General features: G+C 61.0%; 21 protein-coding genes and 2 pseudogenes. 14 read left to right on the top strand and 9 right to left on the bottom strand.

Features of this window, described 5'->3' with window-relative positions; all coding sequences use genetic code 11:
* Nucleotides 1-89: 89 nt before the first annotated feature.
* Together FFI16_RS03225 and def are read left to right on the top strand one after the other, a co-directional pair.
* The gene (locus FFI16_RS03225; RefSeq protein ID WP_056858638.1) at nucleotides 90-1040 is read left to right on the top strand and encodes a YihY/virulence factor BrkB family protein; all 951 of its coding nucleotides are present in this window, start codon (nucleotides 90-92) and stop codon (nucleotides 1038-1040) included.
* A 3-nt stretch (nucleotides 1041-1043) separates the two neighbouring features.
* Complete coding sequence (gene def / locus FFI16_RS03230) at nucleotides 1044-1583, top strand: peptide deformylase (RefSeq protein WP_017139199.1); 540 nt, start codon at nucleotides 1044-1046, stop codon at nucleotides 1581-1583.
* A gap of 77 nt (nucleotides 1584-1660) precedes the next feature.
* On the opposite strand, the gene FFI16_RS03235 is transcribed toward def, so the two are convergent.
* Nucleotides 1661-2479 carry a class I SAM-dependent methyltransferase gene (locus FFI16_RS03235; RefSeq protein ID WP_138814114.1) on the bottom strand — a complete coding sequence of 273 codons (819 nt, stop codon included), beginning with the start codon at nucleotides 2477-2479 and terminating at the stop codon, nucleotides 1661-1663.
* Nucleotides 2480-2538: 59 nt separating this feature from the next.
* Complete coding sequence (locus tag FFI16_RS03240) at nucleotides 2539-2976, bottom strand: GNAT family N-acetyltransferase (protein ID WP_138814115.1); 438 nt, start codon at nucleotides 2974-2976, stop codon at nucleotides 2539-2541.
* Nucleotides 2977-3277: 301 nt separating this feature from the next.
* On the opposite strand from FFI16_RS03240, the gene FFI16_RS03245 reads away from it, so the two are divergent.
* The 9 genes from FFI16_RS03245 (at nucleotide 3278) to FFI16_RS03285 (ending at nucleotide 13723) form a co-directional block, all read left to right on the top strand.
* Nucleotides 3278-4207, top strand: coding sequence for a fatty acid desaturase (locus FFI16_RS03245; protein ID WP_138814116.1), 930 nt, complete (start codon nucleotides 3278-3280; stop codon nucleotides 4205-4207).
* A 9-nt stretch (nucleotides 4208-4216) separates the two neighbouring features.
* On the top strand, nucleotides 4217-5008 hold the full coding sequence (locus FFI16_RS03250) for a phosphate/phosphite/phosphonate ABC transporter substrate-binding protein (RefSeq protein WP_138814117.1): 792 nt from the start codon (nucleotides 4217-4219) through the stop codon (nucleotides 5006-5008).
* Between the two features lie 108 nt (nucleotides 5009-5116).
* On the top strand, nucleotides 5117-5626 hold the full coding sequence (locus FFI16_RS03255; RefSeq protein ID WP_138814118.1) for a sigma-70 family RNA polymerase sigma factor: 510 nt from the start codon (nucleotides 5117-5119) through the stop codon (nucleotides 5624-5626).
* The gene (locus FFI16_RS03260; protein ID WP_138814119.1) at nucleotides 5623-6561 is read left to right on the top strand and encodes a FecR domain-containing protein; all 939 of its coding nucleotides are present in this window, start codon (nucleotides 5623-5625) and stop codon (nucleotides 6559-6561) included. The genes FFI16_RS03255 and FFI16_RS03260 overlap by 4 nt, the downstream gene beginning before the upstream one ends.
* Before the next feature lie 145 nt (nucleotides 6562-6706).
* Nucleotides 6707-9337, top strand: a complete 2631-nt coding sequence (locus FFI16_RS03265) for a TonB-dependent receptor (protein WP_138814120.1) — start codon at nucleotides 6707-6709, stop codon at nucleotides 9335-9337.
* Between the two features lie 32 nt (nucleotides 9338-9369).
* Nucleotides 9370-10383, top strand: a complete 1014-nt coding sequence (locus FFI16_RS03270; protein WP_138814121.1) for an ABC transporter substrate-binding protein — start codon at nucleotides 9370-9372, stop codon at nucleotides 10381-10383.
* The gene (locus tag FFI16_RS03275; RefSeq protein ID WP_138814122.1) at nucleotides 10383-11309 is read left to right on the top strand and encodes an aliphatic sulfonate ABC transporter substrate-binding protein; all 927 of its coding nucleotides are present in this window, start codon (nucleotides 10383-10385) and stop codon (nucleotides 11307-11309) included. The genes FFI16_RS03270 and FFI16_RS03275 overlap by 1 nt, the downstream gene beginning before the upstream one ends.
* An 18-nt stretch (nucleotides 11310-11327) precedes the next feature.
* Nucleotides 11328-12332, top strand: a complete 1005-nt coding sequence (locus FFI16_RS03280; RefSeq protein ID WP_138814123.1) for an ornithine cyclodeaminase family protein — start codon at nucleotides 11328-11330, stop codon at nucleotides 12330-12332.
* On the top strand, nucleotides 12329-13723 hold the full coding sequence (locus FFI16_RS03285) for an aromatic amino acid lyase (RefSeq protein ID WP_138814124.1): 1395 nt from the start codon (nucleotides 12329-12331) through the stop codon (nucleotides 13721-13723). Before FFI16_RS03280 ends, FFI16_RS03285 begins: the two co-directional genes overlap by 4 nt.
* A gap of 122 nt (nucleotides 13724-13845) precedes the next feature.
* Here the strand turns inward: FFI16_RS03285 and gstA are convergent, their stop codons facing one another.
* Entirely contained in the window at nucleotides 13846-14448 is a 603-nt protein-coding gene (gene gstA / locus FFI16_RS03290) for a glutathione transferase GstA (protein WP_138814125.1), read from the bottom strand.
* A gap of 96 nt (nucleotides 14449-14544) precedes the next feature.
* On the opposite strand from gstA, the gene FFI16_RS03295 reads away from it, so the two are divergent.
* From FFI16_RS03295 to FFI16_RS30845, 3 genes and pseudogenes are all read left to right on the top strand, one after another.
* Nucleotides 14545-15414, top strand: a complete 870-nt coding sequence (locus FFI16_RS03295; protein WP_138814126.1) for a LysR family transcriptional regulator — start codon at nucleotides 14545-14547, stop codon at nucleotides 15412-15414.
* 167 nt (nucleotides 15415-15581) lie between these two features.
* Nucleotides 15582-16358: pseudogene (locus tag FFI16_RS30840) on the top strand (PAS domain-containing protein); the annotation flags it as partial.
* A 138-nt stretch (nucleotides 16359-16496) separates the two neighbouring features.
* Nucleotides 16497-16901 (top strand): annotated as a pseudogene (locus FFI16_RS30845) (methyl-accepting chemotaxis protein); the annotation flags it as partial.
* 72 nt (nucleotides 16902-16973) lie between these two features.
* On the opposite strand, the gene FFI16_RS03305 reads toward FFI16_RS30845, so the two are convergent.
* The 6 genes from FFI16_RS03305 to FFI16_RS03330 form a co-directional block, all read right to left on the bottom strand.
* A complete protein-coding gene (locus FFI16_RS03305) occupies nucleotides 16974-17483 on the bottom strand; it encodes a hypothetical protein (protein WP_138814128.1) in 510 nt (169 codons plus the stop codon).
* A gap of 141 nt (nucleotides 17484-17624) precedes the next feature.
* Nucleotides 17625-18041 (bottom strand): hypothetical protein, encoded by a 417-nt coding sequence (locus FFI16_RS03310; protein ID WP_138814129.1) that lies wholly within the window; start codon nucleotides 18039-18041, stop codon nucleotides 17625-17627.
* 122 nt (nucleotides 18042-18163) lie between these two features.
* Nucleotides 18164-19573 carry an MFS transporter gene (locus FFI16_RS03315; RefSeq protein ID WP_138814130.1) on the bottom strand — a complete coding sequence of 470 codons (1410 nt, stop codon included), beginning with the start codon at nucleotides 19571-19573 and terminating at the stop codon, nucleotides 18164-18166.
* 9 nt (nucleotides 19574-19582) lie between these two features.
* A complete protein-coding gene (locus tag FFI16_RS03320) occupies nucleotides 19583-20320 on the bottom strand; it encodes an NAD(P)-dependent oxidoreductase (RefSeq protein ID WP_138814131.1) in 738 nt (245 codons plus the stop codon).
* Between the two features lie 15 nt (nucleotides 20321-20335).
* Nucleotides 20336-20968, bottom strand: a complete 633-nt coding sequence (locus FFI16_RS03325) for a glutathione S-transferase family protein (protein ID WP_138814132.1) — start codon at nucleotides 20966-20968, stop codon at nucleotides 20336-20338.
* A 190-nt stretch (nucleotides 20969-21158) separates the two neighbouring features.
* Nucleotides 21159-21392 (bottom strand): DUF6124 family protein, encoded by a 234-nt coding sequence (locus FFI16_RS03330; protein ID WP_138814133.1) that lies wholly within the window; start codon nucleotides 21390-21392, stop codon nucleotides 21159-21161.
* Nucleotides 21393-21454: the final 62 nt, after the last annotated feature.

A 21454-nucleotide genomic window follows, 5' to 3' on the forward strand; every position in this document is an offset into this window, starting at 1 on the left:
TTTCAAAGTCGCCAAATGGGCTACTTTGATGTAGAAAACGGCCCCTGAGTCGCCCACGACCTCACCCTTTTGCGGCGAAAGGAGACGCTATGATTTTTCCGGTACTAGACGGCCTCAAGCTCCACAAAGTGCTGGTGCGCACCGTCAAGGAATTCGTCGATGACGAAATGCCCACCTACGCCTCGGCACTGGCCTACCAGATGCTGTTCTCGCTGTTTCCCTTCCTGCTGTTCCTGATTGCCCTGATCGGTTTCCTGCACCTGCCGGACTTTTTCACCTGGCTGCGCATGCAGTCGGAACTGGTGTTGCCGCCCCAGGCGCTGGAGCAGGTCAACCCGGTGATCGACCAGTTGCAGCAGTCCAAGGGCGGTTTGCTCTCGGTGGGTATCGTCATCGCGCTGTGGACTGCCTCGGCCGGCGTGCGCCTGATGATGAGCGCAATGAACGCCGCCTACGACGTGGTCGAAGGCCGGCCGATCTGGAAGCGCTTCCCGCTGTCGATTTTTTACACCGTCGGTATCGCTGGCATGTTGCTCGCTGCGGCCGCACTGATGGTGCTCGGGCCGCAGGTGATGGAATGGCTCGCCGGGCAGATCGGCATGCAGGAATTCGTGGTCACCTTATGGACCATCCTGCGCTGGCCCTTGATCGTGATTCTGCTGATGTTCGCCGTGGCCCTCATGTACTACGTGATGCCCGATGTTGAGCAGAAATTCCGCTTTATCACCCCAGGCTCAGTGTTGGCCGTGGTGGTGTGGATCATCGCCTCGCTGGGCTTTGGTTATTACGTCAAAACCTTTGCTGACTACAACGCCATGTATGGCAGTATCGGTGCGATCATCGTCCTGCTCCTGTACTTCTATATTTCCGCCGCCGTGTTGTTGCTCGGCGCGGAGATGAATGCCGTGATTGAACACATGTCGGCTGAAGGCAAAGACCCAGGGGAAAAGGAATTCGATGAAGACAGCCACACGGATGAAAAACAGCACGTCTCAGGCCTCGGCCGTGACCACTCCAAGCCCACTACCGATGAAGTCTGATCGATGATCCGTGAAATCCTGAAAATGGGCGACGAGCGCCTGCTGCGTATCGCGCCACCGGTTCCGCCGGAAATGTTCGACAGCCCTGAGCTGTGGCAATTGATTGATGACATGTTCCAGACCATGGAACACGTCGGCGGTGTCGGCCTGGCCGCCCCGCAGATTGGTGTGGACCTGCAACTGGTGATCTTCGGTTTCGAGGCCAGCGAACGCTACCCGGACGCACCGCCGGTGCCGCAGACCATCCTGATCAACCCGCTGATCACGCCACTCAGCCCGGTGCTGGAAGAAGGTTACGAAGGTTGCCTGTCGGTGCCCGGCCTGCGCGGCGCGGTGGACCGTTACCAGCAGATTCGCTACGAGGGGTTTGATCCCAAGGGCGAGCCGATTGTGCGCGTTGCCGACGGCTTCCATGCGCGGGTGGTGCAGCATGAGTGCGATCACCTGATCGGCCGGCTGTACCCCTCGCGGATTACCGACTTCAGCAAGTTCGGGTTTATCGAAGTGATGTTCCCGGATATGGATCCAAACGCTGACGAGTGAGTCACTGACGGGATGCGATCAAAAAATGTGGGAGCGGGCAAGCCCGCTCCCACATTTGGAATGCATTCCAAACAGAGTTATCGGGCGGGTTTTATGAACCGCAACGTCATCCGATCCGACTCCCCAATCGCCAGATACCTGGCCTTATCCTGCTCCCCATACCGCAACGACGGCGGCAACGTCCACACGCCGCCCGGGTAATCCTTGGTGTCCTTGGGGTTGGCATTCACCTCGCTCTGCCCAGCCAGCTTGAACCCGGCATCCGTCGCCAGTTTCACCACTTGCGCCGTGGTCAGGTAGCCACTGTCCTTGATCGCTTCCAGGTCCGCGCCGTTTTTGGCACGGTGATCTTCCACGCCCAGCACACCGCCGGGTTTGAGCACGGTGTAGAACGCGCTGAAGGTCGCTGGTGCGGTGCCTGCGTCGACCCAGTTATGCACATTGCGAAAGGTCAGCACCGCGTCCACTGAAGCCGGTTTGCCGAACACCGGGGCTTTAGGGTTGAACTCGACGACTTCGGCCTTGGCATAGCGCGCCGGGTCGGCGGCGAATTTGTTTTTCAGGTTCTGTTCGGACGTCGCGGCGTAAGCGCTGCTGCTGGCTGCTTGCACGGCGGCGATGTAATGCCCGTGGTCCTTGAGCAGCGGCGCGAGAATTTCGCTGAACCAACCGCCGCCCGGGGTGATCTCGATCACGCTCTGTTTGGCGCTCAGGCCAAAGAACTCCAGGGTTTGCTGCGGGTGGCGGTAACCGTCACGCGCGCTATTGGCCGGGTCGCGCCAACTGCCGGCCAACACGCTGGCGTATTGCTCGGCGGTAATCGGCGCATCCGCTGCCTGGCTTAAAGCCGGACAGAGCAGGGCGGTGAGGGACAGAGCTGCAAGCGTGTTTTTCATGATCATCCTGTAAGGGGCCACTGTGCTGTCGAGGCTAGCACGGGCCTTGCACGGGTCGATCACACATTATCCGCAGTGGTCCTTCCTAAAGGTTCTAAGCCCATGGCGATCATTGGCTTGTTGCGTTTGTAGCGCACCAGGCGCTCGCTTAAAGATTGAGGCAGTGTGGTTTCCTGGGTAAAACCCATGCGCTGATACAACCCTTCCAGGTCTGGATGGCACAGCAACCACACCGTACCTTCCACATCGGCCACTGCCGCAGCAATCAACCGCGTCGCCAGCCCCTGGCCGCGATACGCCGGGTCGACAAACACGCCGGTCAACCATTGCCCGCCCACCACTGGCGTCAGGCACAGCCCGGCGACAATCTCGCTGTCGCGCGCCACCCATAAGCGCCCGCCCTTGAGGGCCTTCATCGACGAATTATGGCTGCGGTAAAACTTGTTCAGCAGCGGCCACAATGGCTCTGCCAGCAATTGGAGATGCAGTTCGGGCATGGTATGTGGGCAACGTAATCAAGGGCCGCCGATTATAAGCGCCTTCTGCCGGGCAATAGGTGGTATACCCAGTGTTACATCCCCTTCACGTGGAGCATGCATCATGGCCAAAGGTATGGATTCAAAGAAAGCCGCGAAGAAAAAACCGGCAAAGACCGCCGATGAAAAACGCGCCGAGAAAAAAACCAAGAAGTCCGAAGCCGGCCTGTTCGGTCACTGAGTTACAAGCTTAGAACCAATCGATCTGCAAGATTTTTGCGTCTCGCTGCACAGAGCAGGAAACACCTGCTCTGAGCTGCCGATGGCCAACTACCTTGATCTGACCCAACGCCGGGAAATCGAAGCCCTGGCACGCAGTTTTACTGCAATCACCGAATGGCCGACCTGGCTGTTGCTGATCGGCGTATACGCCGGCTGGTTCACCGTGATCCTCGCCAGTCACTGGCTGGGCCTGTGGTTGAGCACCGTGTTGCTGATCCCGCTGGTGACGCTCTGGCTGTCGGTGCAACACGAATTGCTGCATGGCCATCCCACCCGTTCGCCCCTGATCAACAAACTGCTCGGCTACGCGCCTTTTGCCGTGTGGTACCCCTACACGTTGTACCGCGACAGTCACCTGTTGCATCACAACGATGAAGACCTGACCCTGCCGGGCATCGACCCGGAAAGCCGTTACCTCAATCAACACCAGTGGGATAACAGCTCGTTGCTCAATCGAAGCGTTCACTGGCTGACCAAAACCGTACTCGGCCGTTTTCTGCTGGCATCGCCGCTGGCCATCGCCCGATTGGCGCGTCATCAACTCCAGCACCTGCCCCAGGTGTGGCCGATGTGGCTGGCTCACGGCGGCGTGACAATCCTGATGCTGAGCTTTATCGCCCACTACAGCGCACTCCCGGTATGGCATTACCTGCTGCTGGTGACTGCGCCAGCCTTGTCCCTGGCGTCGATCCGTTCCTACTATGAACACCGCCCACACGTGCAGCCGGAACAGCGCACCGTGCTCAACGAAGCGTCCTGGCCGTGGACCTGGCTGTTCCTCAACAACAACCTGCACCTGGTGCACCACGACTTGCCCAAGTTGCCCTGGTATCTGTTGCCCACGGTCTACCGGGCGCGGCGTGAACAATGGGTGGCGCGCAGCGGTGGTTTCCTGGTGCAGGGTTATGGTCAGTTGATCAGCCGCCATGGCCTCAAGGCCATCGACAGCCCAAGGCACCCTTTTGCGTGAGAGACGACCATGAGTGACCACTACGCCGAGTTGTTGATGTACGTCGCGCCCGCAGCGGTGCAACAGGCCAACCAAGCGTGGCTTACGCGCATTTTCCAACGCCTGAACCTGAACCGCCGCAACGCCGACCACCTCGACCTGCATGGGCTATGGCTGGCGCCCGAACTGCTGGTGACGCAAACCTGCGGCTACCCGCTGATAACCCAGCTGCGCGGCAAAGTGCGCGTGATCGGCCGCCCGCGCTACGAGCTGGCTCACAGCAGCCAGGGCGAGCATTGCAGCCTGTTGCTGACCCGCGACGACAACCCGCGTACCCGGCTCGCGGACTTTTACAACAGCCGGGGCGTGATCAACGGCCACGACTCCAACAGCGGTATGAACCTGCTGCGTGAACGCCTTGCACCTTTGCAGCACGACGGCCGATTTTTCGCCAACGTCGGCATCAGCGGCGCCCACCGTGAAAGCTTGCGCTGGCTGCGCGAAGGCCGCGCCGACCTTGCCGCCATCGACAGCGTGACCTACGACTACCTCGCCCGTTTCGCCGCCGAAGAAGTGGCGGGGCTGCGCATCGTCACGCACAGCGCACCGAGCCCGACCTTGCCCTACGTCGGCCCGCTGCACTTGAGCGATCAGCAAGCGGCGCACATTCGTGAGGTGATGAATCAAGCGTTGCAGGATTTACCACACGTGGTCGAAACCCTCGGCATCCGTGCGGTCCTGCCCGCCAGCGAAGACGACTACCAGGTGCTCCTGGGCTACCAGCAAACAGCCGTCGATGCCGGTTATCCGAATATTCAATAAGGTTATATAAAAATACCTTTTAAATATTATTAAAGAATAAGCAGCCTTGCTAGGATCGCTCCACCGGAACACCGGACATAACGTGCAACCAACTCAGATGGAGCCACTATGTCCGGCGCCGACACTTCTCACAGCGATTACGTGGGCGGATTGTTCCGCAGTCATTACGACTGGCTATGCAGCCGTTTGCACCGCCACCTCGATTCCCGCGCACACGCCGAAGACATCGCCGCCGACACCTTCGTCCAGTTGCTGAGTTCGCCCGGTGTGCTGCCGATCCGTCAGCCTCGCGCCTTGCTCACCACCATCGCCCAGCGTTTGATGTACCAGCTGTGGCGCCGCCGTGACCTGGAGCGCGCCTACCTCGATGCCCTCGACAACGACGAAACGAGCAACGCACCGTCGCCCGAAGACCTCGCGCAAATGCTTGAAGCCCTGCAGGCCATCGACCAACTGCTCGACGGCTTGCCCGCCAAGGTCAAGGCGACCTTTTTGCTCTCGCAACTCAATGGCCTGACGTACCCCGAGATCGCCGCCGAGCTGGGGATTTCCCAGCGCTCGGTCAGCGACTACATGGCCCGCGCGCTCAACCGTTGCCTGCGGCTGTGCCTGGAATGAACGACGCCCTGATCGACAGCGCCACGCGCTGGTACGTGCTGCTGCGTTCGGGCCAGGCCTCGGCGGCGGACTGGCAGCGCTATCGCCAGTGGCGCGCGGCCGACCCGCGCCATGATGCGTTGTGCCAGCAACTGGAAGCGCGCCTGGGCGTGTTTCAGATTCCCCAGGCTCAGGGCGTCAGCGGCAAGGTCTTGCAGCAGGCGCTGGATGCGCCTTCCAGCCGTCGCCAGGTGTTGCAGATCGCGTTGGCGGGCGCAGGCGTGGCCATCGGTGCCGCGCTGTTGGCCAAACCCGTAGGCCTGTCGGAACTGACCGCCGACCTCCGCACCGGCACCGGTGAGCGTCGCAGCGTCACCTTGGCCGATGGCAGCGAGTTGCTGCTCAATGCGCAGAGCGCGGCGGATATCCAGTTCAACCCGCAGCAGCGCCTGGTGCGCCTGCGCGAAGGCGAGCTACTGGCCAAGGTTGCCAGCGACCGCAACCGCCCCTTTTTGCTTCAGACCGACCAGGCGCGCCTGCACGCCTATGGCAATCGTTTTTTGGTGCGTGAGCGCGACGGGCAGGGCCAAGTCGTTGCACTCAATGGCGCGGTACACATCGACAGTCAGAGCGGCGAGCGCCTGCAACTCGCCGCCGGCCATGCAGTGCATTACGACCGTGGCGGTTTCGGCCCGGTGCAGGCCAGTTCTTCCGGCGCCACCGCATGGGTCGATGGCTTCCTGCAAGTGCGCGACCGCCCGCTGGCGGAAGTCATCGAGGCGTTGCGGCCCTATCACAATGGCGTGCTGCGCCTGGACCCTGCCGTGGCCGGGCTGCGCGTCAGTGGTCTTTATCGGCTCGACAACCCACAGCAAATCCTCGACACCCTGGCGCGCACCTTGCCCATTCACATTACCCGCCGCACCGGGCTGTGGGTGACCATCAATGCCGCCTGATCTTTTGTGGGAGCTGGTTTTCATTTCTAAACCGGGTTCTAAGGACATAACCAAACGGTCTGCAAGTTTTGCCCCCGCCAACCCACATCACTCCCGTAAGCGCTGCGGGGAGCAGCGCTCTCGAGTTTCCTTGGGGGGAGCCAAAGTGAGTCAGTTCAACCGTGTGCCGCTTCGAACCTTTGCCCTGGTGCCGTTGGCCAGCCTGTTTTTGTCCTTTGCCGCCAGCGCCGAAGACGCGCGTCAGGTCTACCACATCGCCCCTGGCCCGCTGGATGAAGTGCTGCTGAACATCAGCCGCCAGAGCGGCCAGGTGATCTCTTTCACACCGCAGCTGGGGCGTTATTCTTCGGCTCAGGTCGACGGTTCATTATCGGCGCAACAGGCCGTGGATGCCGCGCTCAAAGGCACCGGCCTGCAGGTGCAAGTCAGCCCGGACGGTGCATTTATCATCAAGGAAGGCGCGCAGGCCAGCAGCAATGTTAAGGCCCAAACCAGCGCCGCCCAGGCGCCGACCCTCGACCGCGTAGTCGCCATCGGCACCCGTCGCAGCGACGCCACGGCCCTGACCAGCAGCGCGCCGGTGGATGTGATCAACGCCGAAGAACTCAAGCAAACCGGTGCCACCAGCCTCAACCAGGCGTTGTTCCAACTGCTGCCGTCGTTCAACTTTCCGCAGAACAACAGCGCCACCCGTGGGCAAGACCCCAAGGGTGCGTCGCTGCGTGGCCTGTCGCCCGACCAGACCCTGGTGCTGATCAACGGCAAGCGCCGGCACACCTCGGCGGTGGTGAATATTTCCGGTGGCGTGCCGTTTATTGGCGCGCAGCCGGTAGACCTGGACATGATCCCCATCAGCGCCATCGACCACGTCGAAGTGCTGCGCGATGGCGCCTCGGCGCAATACGGCTCCGACGCGGTTGCCGGGGTGGTCAACATTGTGCTCAAGGAGCGCGACAGCGGTGGCGGCATCAACACCCAACTGGGCAAATACGCCCAGGGCGACGGCTTCAGCAAGACCACGGATGGCTGGTACGGCATTGGCCTGCCGGGCGATGGTTTCCTGACCCTGAGCTTCAACACCCTGAACAACAAGCCCGATGATATCGGCGACAAATACGTCGCCGACGGCCAAGTGCAAGACCCGCGCTGGGGCGGTGCCGGGCGCGACAAATACAACCTGGCCGCCAACGCCGAAATCGGCCTCAACGATAAATGGCGCCTCTACAGCTTCGCCACGTTCGGCCAGGACACCTCGGTCAACAACACGCCGCCGTTACTCGCGAGCAGCCCGAATAATGTGGCGTCGATCTACCCCGGCGGCACCATTCCCAAGTATCGCTATCGCTATGAAGACGGCGCCATCACCGTGGGAACGCGCTATGAAGACGAGTCCATCGGCCGCTTCGACCTGAGCGCCACCTATGGCCGCGACGAGCACGACGAGCTGGCCTTCAACACCGTCAACCCGAGCTACGGTGCCAACAGCCCGACCAAATTCAACGTCGCTACGTTAGTCAACGACCAGACCAACATCACCCTCGATTACGCCAAGGACTTGGATGTGAACTGGTCCAGCCACCCGCTGACGGTCTCGGGGGGCGTGGCCTACCGTCATGAACAGTACCGGCTGGAAGCGGGCGATTACGACTCCTACTCGTTTGGCGGCATCGACGGCGTGCAGGTCGGCGCCGTACAAGCTTCCGGCCTGACCCCGGACGATGCCGACACCTTCAAGCGCGATGTGGCCGGCGTGTATTTCGGCCTCGAAAACCAGGTCACCGACAAGCTGCAAGTCGGCGTCGCCGGGCGCACCGAGCACTACTCGGACTTCGGCTCGGCCACCACCGGCAAGCTGTCGGCGCGGTATGACTTCACCCCGCAAGTGGGCCTGCGCGCCACCGTCAACAATGCTTATCACGCACCCAGCCTGGGGCAGATCGGCACGTCATGGACCACCACCACCAACCTCGACGCCAACGGCAACCCGGTGTTGACCCGCATGTTGCCCGCCGACAACCCGGCCGCCCGTGCCCTTGGCGCGCAACCGCTCAAGCCGGAGAAATCGACCAACTATTCGTTGGGCCTGGTGCTGCGACCTGCCGACAACGCCTCGTTGACCATCGACGCGTACCAGATCTCGATTCGCGACCGCCTGCTGTTCAGCGGGGGTATTTCCGGGCCTTTGGCTGAGCAGATTCTCACCAATGCCGGCTACGGCCAGTATTCCTGGGCGCAGTTCATGACCAATGCCGCCGACACCCGCACCCGGGGTGTCGACATCGTTGGCAAGTACAACCTGGACCTCGAGCAGTTCGGCAACCTGGCCCTGTCGGCTGGCTACACCAAAGCCCGCACCACGATCGAGAAGGTCCACGAAAACCCCAACGGTTTTGAAGTGTTGACCCGCGAAGCCCGTGGTTTTGTCGAGCACGGCTACCCCGAAGACAAGCTGGTGTTCGGCGCGGTGCACAAAATCAGTCAGTGGACCATCGCCCTTAACCAAACCCGCTATGGCAAATACCGCAAATACGCGGCCAGCGAGACCAACGCCCAGTACGACCAAGTGTTCAGTGCGCAATGGACCACTGACCTGGACGTGAACTACGCGTTCACCAAGCAACTGCGCGTGTCGGTGGGCGTAAACAACCTGTTCGACAGCAAGCCTGACGACTTCAACAGCCGCCTGCGCCAGACGCCAGGCCAGCAATACAGCTACCTGTCACCGACCGCGCCGGAAGGGGCGTTCTACTACACGCGGCTCAGTTATGACTTTTAACCCGCTCACCGATCATCACCATGAGGTTCTGCATGAAAACAATTAAAAACCTGCTCGGTGGCTCGCTGCTGGCGCTCGCTGTCCTGACGCAGCCCACTCAGGCCGCCGAGGCCATCAAACCCATTCACTTCGGCGACATCACCTGGGAAAGCGGCAGCCTGATCACCGAAGTGCTGCGCCTGATCGTCGAGAAAGGCTACGGCCTGCCCACCGACACCTTGCCCGGCAGCACCGTGAGCCTGGAGGCCGCCCTGGCCAAGGACGACATTCAGGTGATCGGCGAAGAATGGGCCGGGCGCAGTCCTGCGTGGGTCAAGGCCGAGGCGGAAGGCAAAGTGTTCGGCCTGGGCGACACGGTCAAAGGCGCCACTGAAGGCTGGTGGGTGCCCGAATACGTGATCAAGGGTGATGCCGAACGCGGCATCAAACCGCTGGCGCCGGAGCTGAAATCGGTGGCCGATCTGGCGCGCTACAAGGACGTGTTCCGCGACCCGGAAGACCCAAGCAAAGGCCGCTTCCTCAACAGCCCCACCGGCTGGACCTCGGAAATCGTCAACAGCCAGAAGCTCAAGGCCTATGGCTTGACCGACACCTTCGTCAACTTCCGCACCGGCTCCGGCGCGGCGCTGGATGCTGAAGTGGCCTCCTCGATCCGCCGTGGCAAACCGGTGTTGTTCTACTACTGGTCGCCGACGCCACTGCTCGGCCGCTTCAAGCTGATCAAACTCGAAGAGCCGCCGTTCAACGCCGACGCCTGGAAAACCCTGGCCGACGCCAACAACCCGCACCCCATCGGCACCCGCTCAATGCCTGCACACCTGGCGATTGGCGTGTCGGCGCCGTTCAAGGCGCAGTACCCACAACTGGTGACGTTGTTTGAAAAAGTTGACCTGCCGATCGACCTGCTCAACGGCATCCTCGCGCAGATGAGCGAGAAGCGTGAACAGCCGCGCCAGGTCGCGCTGGCGTTCCTTAAAGAACAGCCGCAAGTGTGGCAGCAATGGGTGCCTGCGGATGTCGCGGCCAAGATCAAGGGAGCACTCTGATGCTGAAAGTCCTCGCTGCTGTTGTTTTTTCGCTGGTGGCCGGCAACGTACTGGCCGCCGAACCGTCCACCTTGCGTATCGGCTACCAGAAAAGCTCGGTGAGCATGGTGCTGGCCCGTGAGCACAAGCTGTTCGAAGAAGCGCTGCCCGGCACCCAGGTGCAATGGACCGAATTCCTCGGCGGCCCGCCGCTGATCGAGGCGTTGAACGCCGGCAGCCTGGACATCGGCAATATCGGCGACATCCCGCCGATCTTCGCCCAGGCCGCCGGCATTGACTTGCAGTACTTCGCCGTCGAGCCCAATGAAGGCAAGACCGAAGCGGTGCTGGTGCCCAAAGCCAGCAGCATCCAAAGCGTGGCCGAACTCAAAGGCAAGCGCGTGGCGCTGCTCAAGGGTTCCAGCGCACACAACCTGTTCCTCAAAAGCCTGCTGCGCGCGGGCTTGCAGTGGAAGGATGTAAACGTGGTGTACCTGTCGCCGTCCGACGGCCGCGCCGCGTTCGAGCAAGGAAAAGTCGACGCCTGGGTGGTGTGGGACCCGTATTACTCGGCGGCCGTGGTCGATGGTTCCGCCCGCGTGCTCGGCGACGGCCAGGGCCTTAACCCGGCCGGCAGTTTTTTTGTGGTCAACAGCCCATTTGCCAAACGGTACCCGCACGCCGTTGCCACCATCATAAAAACGCTCGGCAAGGCCCAGCGCCTGTCCCTGGACCAGCCCGCAGAAAGCATTGCCTTGATGGCCAAGACCTTGGGCCTGCAACCGGCCGTGGTTAAAAGCTACTTCGAACACCGCTCGCCGGAGCCGATTCGCCCGCTGCAAGCCATCGATATCGCCAACCAGCAACGCACCGCCGACCTGTTCTTCGCCAACGGGCTGATCCCGAAAAAGGTCGATGTGCAGCAAATAGTTTTCAAGGCCCCGTAACCCGTCAGTGAGCAGACCATGCAACCAATCTACATTGACTTTCTCAACGGCCTGGACATCGACGAACTGGGTCTTACCAATGACGAAATCCTCAGCGCCATCGAAGCCAGCCTGGGCATTCAGGGCCGTGGCGAGGCAGTCATCGAGCCGCGCACGCACCTGATTCCCGGCGGTGATATCAACGGCCACTTCAACGTATTACGCGGTGTGCTGGGTGGCGATATCGGCTATGCCGGCGTCAAGGTGGTGGGTGATTTTGTCGACAACTACCGCAAGGGGCTGCCATCGGAACTGGCCATCCTCAACCTGCTGGACCCGGCCACCGGCATTCCCCAAGCCATCCTCGACGCCTCGGCCATTACCGACATGCGCACCGGCGCCGTCACCGCCATCGGCGCCAAATACCTGGCCCGGCCGGGCAGCAAAGTGCTGGCGCATATCGGCGCACGCGGCACGGCCTACTGGAATGTGCGCTTGCTCGATCATCTGTTCGACTTCGAGGAAATCCGCGTGCATTCGCGCCGCAGCGAAAGCCGCGAAGCCTTTGCCGAACGCCTGCGCCAAGACCTGGGCAAGCCGGTAATTGTCACCGACGATTGGGAAAGCACCGTGCGCGGCGCCGACATCGTGGTCGAGGCCTCGCGCCTGGACCAGCCCGAGCCGCTGTTGCGCACCGACTGGATCAAACCCGGCGCCTTTGTGGTGCCCTACGGCACCATGAGCGCAGTGGAGCTGTCGCTGACCGACATCATGAGCAAGCTGGTGGTCGACGATTGGGGCCAGTGCAAAGGCGGCATGTTCGGCGCCTTGCGTGCCCACGTGGACGCCGGAAAACTCAGCGCCGAAACTCTGCACGCCGAGCTTGGGCAGATCGTTGCTGGTTTGAAAAACGGTCGCGACAACCCCGAGGAAACCATCCTGTTCTGGCACCGTGGCCTGAGCCTCAGTGACATCGCCCTGGGCCACGCGCTGCTGGCGAAAGCCAAGCGTCTAGGCATCGGGCAGCGGTTGCGCTGGGCATGATTCACTTCGACCCCCAAGGTTTGACGCTGGATGATTTGCTGGCCATTGCACGCCAGGATAGTCCGGCAAACTTCAGCGCCCAGGCGCGCCAACGCATCGACGAAGGTCACCGGTTGCTGCTGAAACTGGCAGCGCAAGGCACAGCGATTTATGGCCTGACCACGGGCTTGGGGGCGGCGGTGGATACGTCGGTGGCGCCGGTTCAGGCGAGTATTCCATTGGGCCGTGCGGTCGGGGTTGGGCGGTTTGCCAATCGGCAGGAATTACGCGCGATTACGGCTGCACGCCTGGCTGGATTAGCACAGGGCCGCTCGGGTATCTCCCCGGTGGCGGCCGATGCACTGTTGGATTTGCTTAATTCAGGCGTCGAACCCGAAGTGCCGTTGCTCGGTTCACTGGGGGAGAGTGATCTGGCGCCGCTGGCGCACTTGAGCCTCGCGCTGAATGTGCCATTGACCGGCAAAGATGGCCTGGCGCTGGTGTCGGCAAATGCTGTGAGTGTCGGCCTTGGCGCGCTGTTGGTGGCCGAGGTGCAGCAGGTGTTGGAGGCGTTATTGGCCGCGCTGGCCTTGTCGTGCGAAGGCTATCGCGCCAACCTCAGCCCGTTTCAGCCGTGGGCTTCACGCTTGCGCCCGGCGCCAGGGCAAACCGAGCAGTCGGCGGCGTTGTTGCAGTTGCTTGAAGGCGGCGAGCTGGCGGGCAGCCCACGGCGCTTGCAAGACCCGTTGAGCTTTCGCTGCGCCACCGTTGTGCAGGGCGCGGCGCAACAGGCGTTGCAGCAATTGCACGCGCTGGTCGAGTTGGAACTGCGCAGCGGCGCGGATAACCCGGCGTTGATCAGCGAAGAATCGATGGTACTGGCCACGGCCAATTTCGACAGCACGCACTTGGCCCTGGCCGCCGAAGGGTTGGGCTTGGCCCTCAGTCGAGTGGCCGCCTGCAGTGCCGAGCGCATTGCCAAGTTGCTGTCGCCTGCCTCCAGTGACTTGCCGCGTTTTCTGATCACGCAACCAGGGCATGTCGGCATGGCCGCCCTGCAGCGCACCAGCTCGGCGTTGGTGGCAGAGATCGGGCATCTGGCTAATCCATTGCCCGCCGTGAGCGTGCCGGTGGCGGATCGGGTGGAAGACTATGCCGGGCAGGCGCTTGCCGTGGTTGACAAGACCCGGCGCTTGACCGAGCGGGTGTTGTGGGTGGCCAGTATCGAACTGATCGTGGCTGCGCAGGCGGTGGACCTGCGTGGAGTGTTGCGGCTGGGGCAGGGCGCTCGGCAGATTCATGCGGCGGTGCGCAGTCAGGTGGCGCATCTGGATCAGGATCGTTCAGGTTCGGTGGATGTGTTGGCACTGAGCAATTTCATCCTCGATGGCCACCTGAAACCCTTTCTCTAAACCAATGAAGATCTAATGTGGGAGCTGGCTTGCCTGCGATAGCGGTGGCCCAGACAGCACATCATTGCCTGACACACCGCCATCGCAGGCAAGCCAGCTCCCACAGTTAATTGCATTTCAGGTCATGCAGATTCGGCAGCCAGTGCCGCAGTCACGGCAGGCCGTGCGCCCACGCGTTGCACAAACGCCGCCAGCGCCGGCCACTGCTGTAAATCAATCTCATGAAACGCCGCCCAACGCAGCACCACAAACAAATACGCATCCGCCACCGAATACCGCTCGCCCAGCAAATAATCCTGACGCTCCAGCGTCTGCACCAGAATCGCCAAACGCTTGTACAACGTAGCCACAAACATCGCCCGCACATCGCCTTGAATCGCCGGGTTGAAGAAAATCGCCAGCCCGCCATGAATCTCGCTGGCGATAAAATTCAGCCATTCCTGCAAGCGCACACGTTCCCAGCTGCCGTTGGCCGGGGCCAAATGGGCGGCGGGTTTAAGGTCGGCCAGGTATTGCAGGATCGCACTGGCTTCGGTCAGCACCTGGCCGTTATCCAGTTGCAGCGCCGCCACATAGCCCTTGGGGTTTATTTGCAGGAAGTCTTCGCCATTGGCGGTGGTTTTGGCCTGGTTATCGACCAGCACCAGATCGAAGGGCAAGGCCAATTCGCGCAACACGATATGCGGGGCGAGGGAACAGGCATTCGGAGAAAAATACAGTTTCATGTGGGGCTACTCGGTTGAATTTGCGCCAGTCTCGCGGGCATGGCACCGTGGGTAAAATTAAACCTTCAGACCCCTTCCATAAGGACAGCTACTGCCATGATGAACCTGATGCACTGGCGCTTGTTGGTGGCCGTGGCCGATCACGGCAGCATCACGGCGGCGGCCGAACAGGTGGGCATGACCCAGTCCGCCGCCAGCCAGGCCATGGCGTCCATGGAGGCCACCCTGGGGGCGCAACTGTTCACCCGTGAGCCGCGCAAGACCTTGCCCACTGCCCTCGGGTTGAGCGTGATCGAGCAGGCGCGGGTAATGATGGGCGCGTTACAGGCCATTCGCACCACGGTCGATGAAGCCCGCCCAATGCTACGCGGCAGCATTCGCATCGCCAGTTTCCCGATGGTGCTGGCGACCTTTCTGACGCCGTTGTTGCAGCGATTCCGTCAGTTGAACCCCGGTATCGAGGTGACCACCCTGGATGTCACCGACAGCGAGGTGCTCACCTTGCTCGACGCCGACCTGATCGACCTGGGCGTCGTCCTCAATCCCAAGCCCGAGCGCAATGCCACGGTGTTGGGGCGTGATTACTGGATGGCCGTGCTGCCGGCTGATCATCCCATCGCGCAGCGCCCGGGCGATGCCACCGTGTCGTTGCAAGAACTGCTCGAACAACCCTTCGTGCTCGCCACCGGCGGCTGCACCGCCAATGCCCGCAGCCTGGGTGCGGATGCCGGGTTGAGCTTGGGCGATATCCGCGTAGAGGTACGCGAGTGGAACAGCGCCTACAGCCTGGTGCGCGAAGGCGTCGGTGTGACGCTGGTGCCAGAAATGGCCTTGCCGGCCCAGCGCAATGGCCTGCGCGTGATGCCGCTGACGGTGGCGCTGCACCGTGAATTTGCTTTGGTCGGCTCCACCACCCGGGCGCCTTCAGCCGCGGCCTGCGCATTGTTAAAAATGCTGGCTGACTAGTGGCCTTGCATAGCGCCAAGCCCTGTCTATGCTCACCCAGAACCGTTGATGACGTTTGGCATATAAAGCGTTTCGGATGGTTATTTCCCCATGAAGGTTAGCCAGTACTATCCAAAAAATAAATGGAATGCGCCTTCCGGGCGCCGGGAATCAAGGGTGATCTGACCATGTTCAACCGCCATCACAAATCCGACCTGCAAGAAATCGAACGTTTCTCCTGTGCCCTCACCGAGTCCAACGCCAAACTCGCTGCCATCAGCCGGTCCATGGCGATGATCGAGTTCGACCGCAATGGCGTGATCCTCGATGCCAACGACAACTTCTGCAAAGCCATGGGCTACAGCGTGGAGGAGATTCGCGGCAAACATCACCGTATTTTCTGCGACGAGGCCTACACCCACACCGAGGCCTACACCAAGCTGTGGCGTGACCTGGCGCGTGGCGAAGCCCTCAGCGGCACCTTCATGCGCCTGAACAAGCGTGGCGAAGAGGTGTGGCTGGAAGCCAGTTATATGCCGGTGCTCGACAGCCACAACCAGGTGCAGAGCGTAATCAAAGTGGCCTCGGATATTTCGGCGCGGGTCCACCACGAACACGAGAACCAGAGCCTGATCGATGCCATCAGCCGTTCCATGGCGGTGATCGAGTTCACGCCCCAAGGCCAGATCCTCAACGCCAACGACAATTTCTTGCGCACCGTGCAGTACTCACGCGAAGAAATCATCGGCCAGCACCACAGCATGTTTTGCCATCGCGCCGAGGTTGAATCGCCGGCGTACAAGGCCTTTTGGGCCTCGCTCAACCGTGGCGAATACCATTCCCATCGCTTCGAGCGTAAGAACAAATACGGCAAGACGCTGTTTCTGGAGGCGTCCTACAACCCGATTTTCGACACCAACGGGCGCCTGTATAAAGTGGTGAAGTTCGCCAGCGACATCACCGATCAGGTCACCACCCTGCGCACCGCTGCCGATTCGGCGCATGCCACCTCGGTGCAGAACGACGCCTGTGCGCGTAAAGGCTCGGAGGTGGTGCAGCAAACTGTGCAGATCATCGAGGCGATCTCCACCGACCTGAACCAGGCGGCCCAGAGTATCGATGCGGTGAGCAAGCAGTCGGACATCATTGGCTCCATCGTGCAGACCATCCGCAGCATTGCCGAACAGACCAATATGCTCGCGCTCAACGCGGCCATTGAAGCTGCGCGGGCGGGTGAACATGGGCGTGGTTTTGCCGTGGTGGCCGACGAAGTGCGCAGCCTTGCCGCACGCACCAGCCAGGCGACGGTGGAGATTGTGGATGTGGTGCGCAAGAACCACGACTTGTCGCTGAGCGCGGTGTCGAGCATGCAGTCGAGCCTGAGCCGCACAGGGCTGGGTGTGGAATTGGCGAATGAGGCGGGGCAGGTGATCCTGGAGATTCAGGAGGGCTCGCGGCATGTGGTGGATGCCATCAGCCAGTTCAACTCCACCCTGCAACTGCAATAGACACATGAAGATCGTTCCCACGCGGAGTGGGAACGATCAACATCCGATCATCACGATCATCAGGGGTGTCGGTTAGATCGCGGCCAGGGTTTCTTTCACAGCCTGCGCCGGATCAGTGGCTTTCGCCGCTACCTGCTGTTCTTGCTGCTGCTTCACACGGTCTGCCACTTCTTTGGCAATCGCGTCCTGCTTTTCCTTCGGCATCGCCTGCACTTGCGCCTCGGTCAAACCCTGTTCCTTGAGCAACTGCTCGCGGATGCGTTCGGCCGGGGATTTGTTCATGTAGTCGGTGAAATCAGCGCGTGCGGTGCTGGTGCCCGAACCGGCTGCCGGCACATCCGTCGATGCGGCAGGGGCGGCGGTGGTGGCTTGCAGCTGCACACGGGTCTTGGCGAAGGCTTCGTCGATACGGTCGTTGGCTTTGTCCAAATCCTTTTGTGCAGCCGGTACGGTTACGCTCTGCTGCGCGGCTTGCAGGGCACCGCTGTACAGCGTGCTGGCGGCAGCGTTGGCCGGGTCCATGTCGGGACGCTTGAGCTGTTGCACGGTCGATACGGCTTGGGCGTTGTTGTTGATCAGCATGATTGCTCACCTGGAATGTGTTCGGTGCGTCAGGTGGAGCAAATAGCATGCCGGGTGCGATCAGCCCGGTTTTATTGGGGTAAACGGGCCGTCGCGGCAAGGGTTGTCCCGCAGGCGGCCACGCCTTGCCGCTACCAACGGCTAAGTGAGTGCAATATTCAGTTTTGCGCCATCAAGCACTTCGACTGTCACGCCAACGCCAGTGCCGTTACCTTGGAATTCAGCCCGTGCTGGAAGCGTCCCATCATTGAAAGGGACGGTCTGCGTGACCTCGCAGCCTCCGCGGATCAATTTGGTCCGGCGGTGGCGGCCATCAGTGAAGGTACTGTAATAAATATCGACCGGGTTTTCGGCCAATCCAAATTGATAGTAGCCCACCTTAATTTCGGAGGCGGTAATGATTTCCAAGCTCGTATTTTCATCGTGTATGAAGGTGAAATGGTGCCAGCGATTCTCAACTTTCCACTGCATGGACGTTGAGCTGAACTTGAAGGGATTGCCATTTAATTTCACATCGGCTTTGACTGTGCCTGTCAGGCTTTTTTCGCTCGGTTTCATGATTAGCTCCTTATCGACGCTGCGTCCTGCAGCGTCGTGAAAGCCATATAGGGGTTTATGAAACAGACCGTCTACTGTCAGAAATCACAGGTCCTGCACCTATCTGATCAATGGTATACCCGTCAGTGCGCAATATTCTCCAACGCCAGGTTACGCGTACGCGGCCCGAACCAACTGATGGTGATCATCACAATCAACATGCTGCTGGCAATAAACGCCAGCACGCCCGGCGTGCCCAAGTGTTCGAGGATGAAACCGATCAACAAGCTGCTGAACACCGTGGACAAGCGGCTGAACGAATAGCAGAACCCCACCGCCCGTGCGCGGATATTGGTCGGGAACAGTTCGCTCTGGTACGAGTGGTAACTGAAGCTCAGCCAGGCGTTGCAGAAGGTGATCATCACCCCGCAGATCACCAGCCCCACCGCCGTGGTTTGCAGGGCGAACAGGCTGCCGAAGATCATTGCGCCCATGGCCGAGCCGACGATCTGCCATTTGTTTTCAAAGCGGTTGGCCACCTTCACAAACAGCAACGGCCCCAGCGGGTAGGCGAGGGTGATGATAAAGGCGTACATCAGGCTGTGGGTCACGCTCACGCCCTGGCCCGACAGCAACGCCGGCAACCAATTGCCGAAGCCGAAAAAGCCGATGGCCTGGAACACGTGAAACACGATCAGCATCAACGCACGGCGCCGGTACGGCGGTTGCCAGATGTCGGCAAAACGGCCGCTGCCTTGTACGCTGACGGCCTGCGGTTCGGGTTCATCCAGCGGTTTGCCGTGATCCTTCTGGCAGCGCGCTTCCAGGTTGTCCATGATCTGCCCGGCCTCATCAAAACGACCTTTTTGCGCCAGCCAGCGCGGTGATTCCGGCAGGCGCTTGCGCAGTTGCCAGATAAACAGGGCAAACACTGCACTGCTGAGCACCACCCAGCGCCAGCCGGACACCCCGAACGGCGCCTGGGGCACCAGCCACCACGACATCAACGCCACTGCTGGCACTGACAGAAACTGGATAAAAAACGCGAAGGCGAACGCCGAACTGCGCATGCGCTTGGGCACCAGTTCCGACAGGTAGGCGTCGATGGTTACCAGCTCGATCCCCAGGCCAATGCCCACCAGAAAACGCATGCCGATAATGCCCAGCGCCGAGGTTTGAATGCCCATCAACACCGTGGCGACCGTGTACCAGATGAGCGCAAAGGTGAAGATCGCCCGGCGCCCGAAACGGTCGGCGATGGGGCTGAGCAGGCTGGCGCCGAGGAACAGGCCCAGAAAGGTCGCCGAGGCGAACGCCGCTTGATCCGAGAAGCCAAACACGCCTTCGCTGCCGGTGTGGAAGATCCCGTCGCTGATCAGGCCAGGGCTGATATAGGCGGTCTGGAACAGGTCATACAGCTCGAAAAAACCACCGATCGACAGCAGCGCCACCAGGCGCCAAACGGTAGCGACAGCGGGCAGGCGGTCAATGCGCGCGCTGATGTGGGCAGCGCGGATCGGGTCGATGCCGTCGGCGGTGGCGAGTGCGGGCATGGGCAGAACTCAATAAGTAATCGGGATTTCAAATTCTTGGAATGCATCGTCGACCGGATGGTAACCCAATACTCGCGTGGTTTCGCTCAGGTCCAGACGCTTGAAACGGTTATTGGAAATGCCATGGGCGATCAGGTGCTTGACGCCCTCGGCCTCCACCGAACGTTGCAGCAGTTGCACCGCATCACGCGGGCTGAGCCAGGCGCTGAGGTCGCGGGCGTTGTTGAGGTCGTGGGTTTCGGCGAACTCAAAGGCGCCGATGCGCAGGGCGATGGTCGACAGCGGCGTCTTGGCTGCGTAATAGCCGCACAGCGCCTCGCCGTAGCATTTGCTCACGCCGTACAGGTTGGCGGGCATCACCGGCATGCCGGGCGTGATCTGCCGGTCCACCGGGTAGCCTTCGATGGTCTGTGCGCTGCTGGCGAACACCAAACGTTTCACGCCGGCGGCCACGGCGGCTTCGAACAGGTAAGTCGTGGCGAGGATATTGTTTGGCAGCAATTCGTCGAACGAAGCGCTGGCGTGGGGGATGCCCGACAGGTGCACCACCACGTCGATGCCGTCGAGCAGCGCGGCCAGGCTGGCTTTGTCGCTGAGGTCGGCGTGGACGAAACGGTGCTCGCCCAGGTCGAACGTCGGCGCGATGCGGTCAGTGAGGGTGAAGCGGTAGCGCGCTTTCGAGGCTTCGAAAAATGTCTTGCCGATTCTGCCGCAGGCGCCGGTCAGCAGTACGTTGAGTCCGTTCACGGTGGAGTCCTTGTTTTAGTTGTGGCCGTCGAGGGCGAAGGTCTTGAAGCCTGGGCGTTGGCTCAGGCGTTGGTAATACGCCGCTATCGCAGGGTAGGGCGGGCGCTCCATGGGCGTGTTCTGCCAACGGTGCACCGAGAGGCCGATAAGGATATCGGCGAGGGTAAATTCATCTCCGGCCACATAGGCGCCGGTGTTGGCCATCTGTTGTTCCAGCAGTCCCATCTTGTCATTCCACACCTGCACGGCGGCGGCAATCTGCGCTGCGTTGAGGTTGTCGGGGTTGTTGCGCACCAGCGCGGTAAAGGCATCTCCCCAGGCGCGGTTGAGTTCCACGGCTTGCCAGTCCACCCACTGCTCGACTCGCGCACGTGGCGCGGGTTCGGCGGAGAGCAGGTCGGTGCGTTGGTAGAGGCCGATCAGGTAGCGGCAGATGGTGTTGGATTCCCACAACACACCGTGGTCGTCGATCAGCACCGGCACCTGGGCGTTGGGGTTCAAGGCCAGGAATTCGGGTGACTGGGTGGGCTTGAAGCCGATGCCCCAGTCTTCACGCACGTAGTCGATGCCCAGTTCCTGGCAGGTCCAGAGCACTTTGCGCACGTTGATGGAGGACGTGCGGCCGAGGATTTTCAGTGAGTGTCCCATGGTGCTTCCCTGACGATGGAGAGCGGTCAATCTAGCAGGGACAGGACTTTACGGCGATATCTTAAAGTGGGCACGGACAACATGTGGGAGCTGGCTTGCCTGCGATAGCGGTGTGTCAGGCAATGATGTGCCGACAGGTCTACCGCCATCGCAGGCAAGCCAGCTCCCACAGGGTTAACCGAGTAAGGCTTTAGGTGCGTGGTGTTTGCTGGTCCATGGCTTTGCCTACCATCAGCACTGACAACTCGCTGAGTTGATGAATGGCGAGGGCCACGTCGCGGTGTTTGCCGCTGAGGTCATTGGACAGGTCGAGCAGCAAGGTGCTGACGGAACACACGGTTTCGTAGCTGTTGATCAGTAGGGATTCGATGGGTATGTCGCGTGTGAGGGTGAAGAGCGTGGTCGGGGGATTGACGCTTTGCATGGTTGAAGTACCTGGTTAGTGCAAACACCCGCATCGCTACTAAACAAATTGGGTGGCAACTG

The sequence above is a fragment of the Pseudomonas sp. KBS0710 genome (assembly GCF_005938045.2).
In the GTDB taxonomy this organism is placed as follows: Bacteria; Pseudomonadota; Gammaproteobacteria; order Pseudomonadales; family Pseudomonadaceae; genus Aquipseudomonas.